This is a genomic window from Streptomyces sp. NPDC093795 (assembly GCF_044764665.1).
Classification (GTDB): domain Bacteria; phylum Actinomycetota; class Actinomycetes; order Streptomycetales; family Streptomycetaceae; genus Streptomyces.
In genome coordinates, this window is sequence record NZ_JBIWIO010000013.1 from 64,829 (window position 1) to 76,097 (window position 11,269).

Annotated in this window: 8 protein-coding genes; 4 read left to right on the top strand and 4 right to left on the bottom strand. The window is 70.5% G+C overall.

Annotated features, from left to right (window positions below):
• Window positions 1-146: 146 nt before the first annotated feature.
• From mmsB to chvE, 3 genes are read right to left on the bottom strand one after another with little or no spacing between them, the layout of a single operon-like run.
• Window positions 147-1,391, bottom strand: a complete 1,245-nt coding sequence (gene mmsB, locus ACIRB7_RS29620) for a multiple monosaccharide ABC transporter permease (RefSeq protein ID WP_403604544.1) — start codon at window positions 1,389-1,391, stop codon at window positions 147-149.
• A complete protein-coding gene (mmsA, locus tag ACIRB7_RS29625) occupies window positions 1,388-2,959 on the bottom strand; it encodes a multiple monosaccharide ABC transporter ATP-binding protein (RefSeq protein WP_403605043.1) in 1,572 nt (523 codons plus the stop codon). The genes mmsB and mmsA overlap by 4 nt, the downstream gene beginning before the upstream one ends.
• A gap of 20 nt (window positions 2,960-2,979) precedes the next feature.
• Window positions 2,980-4,089, bottom strand: a complete 1,110-nt coding sequence (chvE, locus tag ACIRB7_RS29630) for a multiple monosaccharide ABC transporter substrate-binding protein (protein ID WP_403604547.1) — start codon at window positions 4,087-4,089, stop codon at window positions 2,980-2,982.
• A gap of 229 nt (window positions 4,090-4,318) precedes the next feature.
• Here chvE and ACIRB7_RS29635 point away from each other — a divergent pair, with 229 nt between their 5' ends.
• The 4 genes from ACIRB7_RS29635 to araD all read left to right on the top strand — a co-directional run bounded on the left by ACIRB7_RS29635 (window position 4,319) and on the right by araD (window position 9,745).
• Entirely contained in the window at window positions 4,319-5,365 is a 1,047-nt protein-coding gene (locus ACIRB7_RS29635; protein WP_403604550.1) for a LacI family DNA-binding transcriptional regulator, read from the top strand.
• 315 nt (window positions 5,366-5,680) lie between these two features.
• Window positions 5,681-7,387 carry a ribulokinase gene (gene araB, locus ACIRB7_RS29640; RefSeq protein WP_403604553.1) on the top strand — a complete coding sequence of 569 codons (1,707 nt, stop codon included), beginning with the start codon at window positions 5,681-5,683 and terminating at the stop codon, window positions 7,385-7,387.
• Between the two features lie 85 nt (window positions 7,388-7,472).
• Window positions 7,473-8,981, top strand: a complete 1,509-nt coding sequence (gene araA / locus ACIRB7_RS29645; RefSeq protein ID WP_403604556.1) for an L-arabinose isomerase — start codon at window positions 7,473-7,475, stop codon at window positions 8,979-8,981.
• A gap of 50 nt (window positions 8,982-9,031) precedes the next feature.
• Window positions 9,032-9,745, top strand: a complete 714-nt coding sequence (araD, locus tag ACIRB7_RS29650) for an L-ribulose-5-phosphate 4-epimerase AraD (protein ID WP_403604559.1) — start codon at window positions 9,032-9,034, stop codon at window positions 9,743-9,745.
• Window positions 9,746-9,799: 54 nt separating this feature from the next.
• Here araD and ACIRB7_RS29655 read toward each other — a convergent pair whose 3' ends face one another.
• On the bottom strand, window positions 9,800-11,260 hold the full coding sequence (locus ACIRB7_RS29655; protein ID WP_403604562.1) for an endo-1,4-beta-xylanase: 1,461 nt from the start codon (window positions 11,258-11,260) through the stop codon (window positions 9,800-9,802).
• Window positions 11,261-11,269: the final 9 nt, after the last annotated feature.

An 11,269-nucleotide genomic window follows, 5' to 3' on the forward strand; every position in this document is an offset into this window, starting at 1 on the left:
CCGCCCCGGGGCCTGCCCCCGGGGGGCGTGACCGGGCGGAGCCCCGTCGGGGGGTGGGGCCCGCTCCCCGCCCCCCGCCCAAACCGCCCCACCGGGCGGGCCCCGCGGGTGGACCCCGGGCGGCCACGGCCATGTCCGGAGCGGGCTCAGGCACCCGCCCTGCGCTTGTTCCACACGTCGAAGCCGACCGCCGCGAGCAGCACGAGGCCCTTGATGACCTGCTGCCAGTCGGTGCCCACCCCGACGAGGTTCATGCCGTTGTTGAGCACGCCGAGGACCAGGCCGCCGATGATGGCTCCCAGGACGGTCCCGACGCCGCCGCTCATCGAGGCCCCGCCGATGAACGCGGCGGCGATGGCCTCCAGTTCGAAGTTGACTCCGGCCTTCGGCGAGGCCGCGTTGAAGCGTGCCGCGAAGACGAGCCCGGCGAGCGCCGCGAGCATTCCCATGTTGAGGAAGACCGCGAACGTCACCTTCCTGTCCTTGACCCCGGACAGCTTCGCGGCGGGCAGGTTCCCCCCGATCGCGTACACGTGGCGGCCGATGACCGCGTTGCGCATCACGTAGCCGAAGCCGACCAGAAGCGCCGCCAGGATCAGCAGGACCACGGGGGCGCCCTTGTAGCTGGCGAGCAACAGGGTGGTGACCAGGACCGCGGCCACCAGAGCCGTCACCTTGAGCGCGAACAGGCCCGTGGGGAGCGCCTCAAGGGTGAACTCCCGCTGCCGGCGCCGGTCCCGTACCTCCTGGAAGACCACGTACGCGATCAGTCCCAGGCCGAGGAGCAGGGTCAGGTTGTGGTAGTTGGTCCGGGGGCCCACCTCAGGCAGGAAGCCGTTGGCGACCTTCTGCAGTCCGTCAGGGAAGGGGCCGAGCGTCTGCCCCTTGAGGAAGATCTCCGTGAGCCCGCGGAAGAGCAGCATGCCCGCGAGGGTCACGATGAACGACGGTATGCCGACGTACGCGATGAAGAATCCCTGGAGCGCGCCGGCGGCCGCTCCGAGCAGAAGGGTGAGGAGCACCGCGACCGGCCAGGAGACATGGTGCTCGACCATGAGCACCGCGCCGATCCCGCCGACCAGCGCCATCAGGGAGCCCACCGACAGGTCGATGTGCCCGGAGATGATGACGATCATCATCCCGATCGCCAGGATGAGGATGTAGCTGTTCTGCAGCACCAGGTTGGAGACGTTCCGTGGCAGCAGGAGGTCGCCGCCCGTCCAGATCTGGAACAGGAGGACGATCAGGCCGAGCGCGAAGAGCATTCCGTACTGGCGCATGTTCCGCCGGACGCCGTCCACGACCAGTCGGGTGAGGGGCGTCCCGCCGGGCGGGGCGCCGCGGCCGGCGGGGGCCGGGGTGGCCGGTTCCGTGCTGACGTCGGTGCTCATTCCTGATGTCCTTCGCTGGAGGCGGCGTTCGTGCTTGCCGCCGGTGGTGCGGGGGAGTCCTGTGTCATGTGCCGCATCAGCACTTCCTGGGTGGCCTCCGCGCGGACGACCTCGCCGGTCAGCCGCCCGGCGGCCATGGTGTAGACGCGGTCGCACATGCCGAGCAGTTCGGGCAGCTCGGAGGAGATGAGGAGGATCGCCTTGCCCTCGGCGGCGAGCCGGTCGATCACGGTGTAGATCTCGTACTTGGCTCCCACGTCGACTCCGCGCGTGGGCTCGTCGAGGATGAGGACGTCCGGACCGGCGAGGATCCACTTGCTGAGGACGACCTTCTGCTGGTTGCCGCCGGAGAGGCGGCCGACCGGTTCGAGGACGGTCGGCGTCTTGATGTTCATGGTCCGCCGGAACCGTTCGGCGACCCTGCGCTCCTCGTGCCCGTCGACGACGCCCCGGCGGGCGAGGGCGCCCAGGGACGCGAGCGAGATGTTCCGGCTCACGGAGTCCCCGAGGTCGAGACCGTAGTGCTTGCGGTCCTCGGTGGCGTACGCGATGCCATGGGCGACCGCCTCCGGAACCGTACGTGTCCGCACCTCGCGGCCGTCCCTGAACACGACGCCCCGCTCGTAGTGGCCGTAGGAACGGCCGAAGACGCTCATGGCGAGCTCGGTCCGGCCGGCGCCCATGAGCCCCGCGACGCCGACGATCTCCCCGCGGCGGACCTGCAGCGAGACCCCGTCGACGACCTTGCGGCCGCGGTCGAGCGGGTGACGCACGGTCCAGTCCCGGATCTCCAATACGGGGGCGGCTCCGGCCGGGCCCTCGTAGGGCGTGCGGTCGGGGAAGCGGCTGTCGAGGTCCCGCCCCACCATGCCGCGGATGATGCGCTCCTCGGTGGTGGCCGGGTCCCTGACGTCCAGGGTCTCGATGGACCGCCCGTCGCGCAGGATGGTGACGGAGTCGGCGATCCGGGCGATCTCGTTCAGCTTGTGCGAGATGATGATCGACGTGATGCCCTGGCTCTTCAGCTCCCGCATCAGCCGCAGCAGCTTCGCGCTGTCCTCGTCGTTGAGCGCCGCGGTGGGCTCGTCGAGGATCAGCAGGCGGACGTCCTTCGCCAGTGCCTTGGCGATCTCCACGAGCTGCTGCTTGCCGACACCGATGTCCGCGACCCGGGTCTCGGGGTGCTCGTCGAGCCCGACGCGCCGGAGCAGTTCGGAGGCGCGGCGCAGCGCCTCGCGCCAGTCGACGATCCCGCGCCTGCCCGGCTCGTTGCCGAGGAAGATGTTCTCGGCGATCGACAGGTAGGGGACGAGGGCGAGCTCCTGGTGGATGATGACGATGCCGCGCCGCTCGCTGGCCCTGATGTCCTTGAACCGGCACGGCTCGCCCTCGAAGAGGATCTCGCCCTCGTAGGTGCCGTGCGGGTGGACGCCGGAGAGGACCTTCATGAGCGTCGACTTGCCGGCGCCGTTCTCCCCGCACAGGGCGTGCACCTCGCCGCGCTCGACGGACAGAGTCACGTCGGACAGTGCCCTGACCCCGGGGAAGGTCTTGCCGATGGACCGCATCTCCAGGACGGGGCCGGGGGTCACCGCAGTTCCTTGGCGTCGATGTAGCCGGAGTCGACCAGGACCTTCCGGTAGTTCGACTTGTCGACGCTGACCGGGTCGAGCAGGAAGGCGGGGACCACCTTCTTGCCGTTGTCGTACGTGGAGTCGTCGTTGATCTCGGGCTTCTTGCCGGCGAGGACGGCTGTCACCATGTCGGCGGCGACCTGCGCGAGTGCGCGGGTGTCCTTGTAGACGGTCTGGGTCTGCTGGCCCGCGATGATCGACTTCACGGAGGCGACCTCCGCGTCCTGGCCGGTGACGACCGGCAGGGGCTTCGTGGCGCTGCCGTAGTCGTCGGACTTCAGGGCGGACAGGATGCCGATGGAGATGCCGTCGTACGGGGAGAGCACGGCGTCGACCCGGGCCGTGGAGTACGAGGAGGTCAGCAGGTCGTCCATCCGCTTCTGCGCCGTCCCTCCGTCCCAGCGCAGTGTCGTGACCTGGTTGAGCTGGGTCTGCTGGGAGCGCACGACAAGCTGCTTCTTGTCGAGGTAGGGCTTCAGCACCTTCATGGCGCCGTTGAAGAAGTACTTGGTGTTGTTGTCGTCGTTCGACCCGGCGAACAGCTCGACGTTGAAGGGGCCCTTCTTCGAGCCGGTCTTCAGCCCCAGCTTCTCGACGATGTACGTGGCCTGGAGCTCGCCGACCTTCTCGTTGTCGAAGGAGGCGTAGTAGTCGATGTGCGGGGAGCCCAGGATGAGCCGGTCGTAGGAGATGACCGGGATGTGGGCGTCCGCCGCCTCCTGGAGGACGTTGGACAGGGCCTCGCCGTTGATGGCGGCCACGACCAGGGCGTCGACGCCCTGGGTGATCATGTTCTCGATCTGGGCGACCTGCTGGTCGGGGTCGTCCTCGCCGTACTGCAGGGTCGTGGAGAAGCCGGCCTTCTTCAGGCTCTCGGTCATGTTCCGGCCGTCGGCGATCCACCTCTCGGAGGACTTGGTGGGCATGGCGATGCCGATGGTGAGGTCCTTCTTGTCCTTCGACTCCTGGCTGCCCCCCTCGCTGTTCTGCCCACACGCGGTCAGGAGCAGGGCGCAGCCGGTGGTCACGGCCAGGAGGGCGGATGCGGATCGGAACTTCTTCATGGGCGTTACCTGGCAATCCCGTCGTCGAGGGCGGCTCCGGCCGGGGGACGGGCTTGACGGCAGCGCGTGTCCTCGCACCACCGGGACGGCACCGTTCCGGCTGGGTGGCCAGGGCGTCGGCACCCCGGTCGAGGTAGATTGTTAGCGCTCACAACAGCGTGATACAAGAGGCGCTAAGGTTTTTCTCGTATCGAGTACGCAGCCGCAAGCAGGGAGAAGGGAGGCGAACGTGGCGCAACCCGCGGAAGACGTCCGCCCGCCGACCATGGCCGACGTCGCACGCGAGGCGGGGGTCTCCCACCAGACTGTCTCCCGGGTGCTGAGTGCTCACCCCAACGTGCGCGCGGCCACCCGGGAACAGGTCACCCTGGCCATCGAGCGGCTTGGCTACCGCCGCAACTCCGCCGCACGCGCCCTGGTGACGCGCCGCTCGAGGACGCTGGGCGTGATCGCCGTCAACACCGCCCTGTACGGCCCCGCCAGCACCCTCACCGGCCTGGAGGAGGCGGCCCGGGAGGAGGGCTACCTCGTCTCGACCGTCAACCTGCGCTCGGGCGGGGGGCAGGGGCTCAGGGACGCCATCGACCACCTCGCGGCCTGGGGTGTGGAGGGTGTCGTCGCCATCACCCCGCAGCGCTCGCACGTGCAGGCGCTCGCCGAGCTGGACGCGCCCTTCCCCGTGGTCACCGTGGAGGGGGGGCATCAACTCGACCTGCCCGGCGTCTCCCTCGACCAGGAGCTCGGTGCCCGCATGGTCACGGAGCACCTGCTCGCCGCCGGACACAGCACCGTCTGGCACGTGGCGGGACCCGAGGACTGGCTGGAGAGCGAGGCCCGTACCGCGGGCTGGCGCGCCGTCCTGGAGGAGAACGGCATCAAGCCTCCCCGCGTACTGACGGGGGACTGGAGCCCGCTGTCCGGGTACCGGGCGGGACAGGAGCTCGCGGGACTCGTCCTGGCCCGCCGCGGGGCGACACCGGTCACGGCCGTCTTCGTCGCCAACGACCAGATGGCGCTGGGCGTCCTGCGGGCGCTGCGCGAGGGCGGGATCCGCACCCCCGCGCAGGTGGCCGTCGCCGGCTTCGACGACATCCCGGAGGCCGAGTACTTCCCGCCGCCCCTGACGACGGTCCGCCAGGACTTCGCGGCCATCGGGCGCCGGAGCATCGGGCTTCTGGTGGACCACATCGAGGGCCGCGCCCGGAAGGCCGAGCATCTCCTGGTGGAACCACAGCTCATCATGCGCGCGAGCTCCCGCCCGTCGCACGAGAGCTGACGGGGCGGGCGGCTCTCGCCGCCGCCACCGCGACCTCGTGACCACCGCCACCGCCACCGCGGCCTCGTGACCACCGCCACCGCCACCGCGGCCTCGTGACCACCGCCACCGGCTCGCCCTCGGCGGCCGGGCTCACGCCGGGTGTGTGGGCTGCGGCGCCGGCGGCCGTCTCGGTTGCAAGTGAGCGCTCACTTCTGAGGCCTCATTTCCCGTCGAATGTGGGACGGAAAGGCAACCACCCCTTGTCCAACTCAATTGTGAGCGTTAACAATCAGGATGCTTCTCCGACCCGCCCATGACGAGAGAGACCGCATCGTGACCACACATGCCCCTGCCGACCCCGCAGCCCGTCACCACCCCGAGGCATGCACCATCGGAGTCGACTTCGGCACCCTCTCCGGGCGCGCCGTCGTGGTCCGGGTCCGGGACGGCGCCGAACTCGGGTCGTCGGTCCTCGAGTACCGCCACGCGGTCATCGAGGACCGACTCCCCTCCACCGGCGCCCCGCTGGCGCCCGACTGGGCCCTCCAGCACCCCGAGGACTGGCGCGACGTCCTCCGTACCGCCGTACCCGCGGCGCTCGCCGACGCAGGAGTCGACCCGGCCCGCGTCATCGGCATCGCCACCGACTTCACCGCCTGTACGGTCCTGCCGACCACCCCGGACGGCACCCCGCTCGCCCTGACGCCCGAATGGGCCGACCGCCCGCACGCCTGGCCCAAGCTGTGGAAGCACCACGCGGCCCAGGAGCAGGCCGACCGCATCAACGCCCTCGCCCACGCCCACGGCGAGAAGTGGATCGCACGGTACGGCGGCAAGATCTCCTCCGAGTGGCAGTACGCCAAGGCCCTCCAGGTCCTCGAAGAGGACCCGGCCGTCTACGCCGCCTGCGCCCGCTGGATCGAGGCGGCCGACTGGATCGTCTGGCAGCTGACCGGCACCGAGTCCCGCAACACCTGCACCGCCGGCTACAAGGGCATCCACCAGGACGGCGCCTACCCCTCACCGGCCTTCCTCGCGCGGCTCCACCCGGACTTCGCCGACTTCCCCGCCACGCGCCTGGAGCACCCGCTGTCCCCCCTGGGCTCCCGCGCCGGCGGACTGAGCGGCAGGGCCGCCCGCTGGACCGGCCTCCCCGAGGGCACCGCCGTCGCCGTCGGCAACGTCGACGCCCACGTGGCCGCGCCCGCGGCGGGCGCCGTCGAGAACGGCCGGATGCTCGCCATCATGGGCACCTCCACCTGCCACGTCCTCAACGCGGCGACCCTCGCCGAAGTCCCCGGCATCTGCGGGGTCGTCGACGGGGGCATCGTCGAGGGCGCCTACGGCTACGAGGCCGGCCAGAGCGCGGTCGGCGACATCTTCGCCTGGTGGCTCCGCCAGGGCGTCCCGGACCACTACCGCGCCGAGGCCGAGGCATCGGGCGAGGACCTCCACCGGCTCCTGACCCGCAAGGCTGCCGACCAGCCGGTCGGCGCGCACGGTCTGATCGCCCTGGACTGGATGAACGGCAACCGTTCCCCCCTGGTCGACCACCACCTCTCCGGAGTCATCGCGGGCCTCACCCTCGACTCCCGGCCCGAGGACATCTACCGGGCCCTGCTCGAATCCACCGCGTACGGCACCCGGTTGATCGTCGAGACCTTCGAGGACGGCGGCATCCCCGTCGAGGAGTTCATCGTCACCGGAGGCCTGAAGAAGAACGCGCTGCTCATGCAGATCTACGCCGACGTGCTCCGCCGCCCCGTCTCCCTCGGCACCTCCGAACAGGGGCCGGCGCTCGGCTCGGCCATCCACGCCGCCGTCGCCGCGGGCGCCTACCCCGACGTCCGCTCCGCCGCCTCCGCCATGGGAAGCGTCCAGCGCCACGCGTACCTGCCCGACCCCGCGCGGGCGGACGCCTACGACGCGCTCTTCGGTGAGTACCGCACCCTCCACGAGCACTTCGGCACCGGCCCGGACCTCCTGCTGCACCGCCTGCGACGGATCCGCAACACCGCACGCGCCACCACCACCGATTGACCGGGCCTCCGCCTCCCCTCCGCCTCCCCTCCGCCTCCATGGGCCCGACCCCTCCGACCCCGCACCTCCGAGGAGCACACCCGACATGACGCTCGCCCAGCCCGACCGCGAGATCTGGTTTCTCACCGGCAGCCAGGCCCTCTACGGCGACGACACCCTCGCCCAGGTCGCCGAGCAGTCCCGCGCCATCCGCGACACCCTCGCCGACCAGCCCCAGATGACCGTCCGCCTCGTGTGGAAGCCGGTCCTCACCGACGCGGCCGCCATTCGGGCGATCTGCCTGGAGGCCAACGCCGACGACCGCTGCATCGGCCTGATCGCCTGGATGCACACCTTCTCCCCGGCCAAGATGTGGATCGCCGGCCTCGACGCCCTGAGCAAGCCCCTGCTGCACCTGCACACCCAGTCCAATCGTCGGCTTCCCTGGTCCACCATCGACATGGACTTCATGAACCTGAACCAGGCCGCCCACGGCGACCGCGAGTTCGGCTTCGTACAGACCCGTCTCGGTGTCCCGCGCAAGACCGTGGCCGGCCATGTCTCCACCCCCGAGGTCGTCGACCGCATCGCCGGATGGGCCCGCGCCGCCGTCGGCCGAGCCGAACTCACCACCCTCAGACTCGCCCGGTTCGGCGACAACATGCGCGACGTCGCCGTCACCGAAGGCGACAAGGTCGAGGCACAGCTGCGGTTCGGAGTCTCGGTCAACACCTACGGCGTCAACGACCTCGTCGCCGCCGTCGACGCCACCCCCGACGACACCGTCACCGCCCTCGTCAAGGAGTACGAGGACCTCTACGCCCTCGCGCCCGAGCTGCGGTCCGGCGGTGAGCGCCACGACTCCCTGCGCTACGCCGCCCGCATCGAAGCCGGCCTGCGTACCTTCCTCACGGAAGGCGGGTTCCGCGCCTTCACCACCAACTTCGAGGACCTCGGCGGCCTGCGCCAGCTGCCCGGCCTCGCCGTGCAGCGCCTGATGGCGGACGGCTACGGCTTCGGCGGCGAAGGGGACTGGAAGACCTCCACCCTCCTGCGCACCCTCAAGGCGATGGGCCACGGGCTGCCCGGCGGCACCTCCTTCATGGAGGACTACACCTACGACCTGACGCCCGGCCAGGAGCTCATCCTCGGCGCCCACATGCTGGAGGTGTGCCCCTCCCTCACGACGGCCACCCCCACCTGCGAGATCCACCCGCTGGGCATCGGCGGACGCGAGGACCCGGTCCGCCTCGTCTTCGACGCGGACCCCGGGGCGGCCGTCGTCGTCGGTCTCGCCGACATGGGCGACCGGTTCCGCCTCGTCGCCAACCACATCGACGTCGTCGCCCCGCCCGAGCCGCTTCCCCGGCTCCCCGTCGCCCGCGCCGTCTGGCGGCCCCGCCCCGACCTCCGTACCTCCACCGAGGCCTGGCTGACGGCCGGAGCACCGCACCACACCGTCCTGACCACCGCCCTCGGCGGCGAGGAGCTCGACGACCTCGCCGAGATGCTGCGGACCGAACTCGCCGTCATCGACGAGGACACCACCGTCCGGCGCTTCACCCGCGAGCTGCGCTGGAACCAGGCGTACCACCGTCTGGCCCAGAGCCTGTGAACACCCCCGCAGCCCCCGCCGCCACCGCCTCCACCAGGACGGAGCCCTCCGTGAGTACCACCGTTTCCGAGGAACTGCGCCGAGAGGTGCTGGAGGCCAACCTCCGTATCCCCCGAGCGGGGCTCGCCACCCTCACCTGGGGCAATGTGAGCGGGGTGGACCGAGAGGCCGGCGTCTTCGTCATCAAGCCGTCCGGTGTGGACTACGACGTCCTGAGGGAGGAGGACCTCGTCGTCGTCTCCCTGTCCGACGGGAGCGTCGTGGACGGCCACCTGCGCCCGTCCACCGACACGGAGACGCACCGCAGTCTCTACCTGGCCTTCCCCTCCATCGGAGGCGTGACCCACACGCACTCCACCCACGCCGTCGCCTTCGCCCAGGCCCGGCGCCCGATACCGGTCCTCGGCACGACGCACGCGGACACCTTCAACGGCCCCGTCCCCGTCACCGCGGCCCTCACCCCCGAGCAGTGCGCCACGGACTACGAGTACAACACCGGCCAGGTCATCGTGGACCTGCTGGGCCGCGACGACACCCGTGCCAGGGAAGTCCCCGGCGCCCTCGTCGCCCACCACGGCCCGTTCACCTGGGGCGCGGACGCCACCACGTCGCTGGAACACGCGATCATCTGCGAGGCGGTGGCCGAGATGGCGCTCCACACCATCGCCCTGGGCACGGTGGAACCCCCGCAGCACCTCCTGGACCGTCACTTCACCCGCAAGCACGGCCCGGACGCCTACTACGGCAACCCCGCCTCCGTCTGACGCGCCGAAGGGGAGCCAGGATCGTCCTGGCTCCCCTCCGTGGACGGTGCGATGTCAGCTACGGGCCCAGCGCTGGTTGGTGCCGTTCCAGCAGGTGTAGAGCTGGACGAGGGTGCCGTTGGCGGTGCCGTTGGCGGCGGCGTCGAGGCAGAGGCCGGACTGGACGCCGACGATGGATCCGTCGGAGTTCAGACGCCACTTCTGGTTGTCGCCTCCCCAGCAGCTGTAGATCTGGACCTTCGCGCCGTTGCCGGTTCCCGCGGCGTCCAGACACTTGTCGCCGTAGACCCTGAGCTCACCGGCGGCGGTGTGGGTCCACTGCTGGTTGGTGCGGTTGTTGCAGTCCCACAGCTGGACCTGGGTGCCGTCGGCCGTGCCGGCTCCGGGCACGTCCACGCAGCGGCCCGAGGCGACTCCCTTGATCGGCCCGGCGCCGGGGGAGGGGGGCGGCGTGGGGGTGGGAGTCGGAGTGGGGGTCGTGGAGGCGGCGTTGAGCGCGTTGAGTACGGAGGCGTACGCGGGCTTCTTGCTTCCGTCGCCGTTGAACAGCAACGGCGTGTGCTCCGCTCGCCACGAGTCGGTGTCGCGCACACCCCACACGGTGATGCCGAGGCAGCGCGGGACCGCCAGGCAGTCGTTGGTCACGTTGGCGTAGGTCGTGGGCGAGGCGCCCTGGATGTCGAGTTCGGTGACGGCCACGTCGACGCCGAGGGCGGCGAAACTCTGGAGGGTGGTGCGGAAGTTGCTGTTGTAGGGACTGTCGTTGTTGAAGTGGGCCTGGAAGCCCACGCAGTCGATCGGCACGCCGCGCTGCTTGAAGTCCTTCACCATGGCGTACATGGCCTGGGTCTTGGCCCAGGTCCAGTTCTCCACGTTGTAGTCGTTGTAGCAGAGCTTGGCGGCCGGGTCGGCGGCGCGGGCGGTGCGGAAGGCGACCTCGATCCAGTCGTTGCCGGTGCGCTGGAGGTTGGAGTCCCGGCGGGCTCCCGAACTGCCGTCCGCGAACGCCTCGTTGACGACGTCCCACTGGCCGATCTTGCCCTTGTAGTGGGCCATGACGCCGTTGATGTGGCTGGTCATCGCCGTGCGCAGCGCGCTGCCGCTGAGGCTCTGCATCCAGCCGGGCTGCTGGGAGTGCCAGGCCAGGGTGTGGCCGCGTACCTGCTTGCCGTTCTGCACCGCCCAGTTGTAGACGCGGTCGGCGGCGGCGAAGTCGAACCGGCCCTGCTGGGGTTCGGTGGCGTCGATCTTCATCTCGTTCTCGGCCGTCACCGAGTTGAACTCGCGGGCCGCGATCGTCGTGTACGTCGAGTCGTTGAGCCGACCCGAGGCGATGGCGGTGCCGAAGTACCGGCCGCTCTGCTTCGCCGCGGCGCCGAGTGTGCTCTCGGCGGCGTGCGAGGCCGGTGGCGTCACCAGCACGGTGGCGGCACCGAGGGCGCCGACGAGCAGCGCCGCGTAGAGGCCGCCTGTTTTCCGGCGGACGGTGGATCGGGGAATTGCGCGTGAGCGCATGAAGGAACC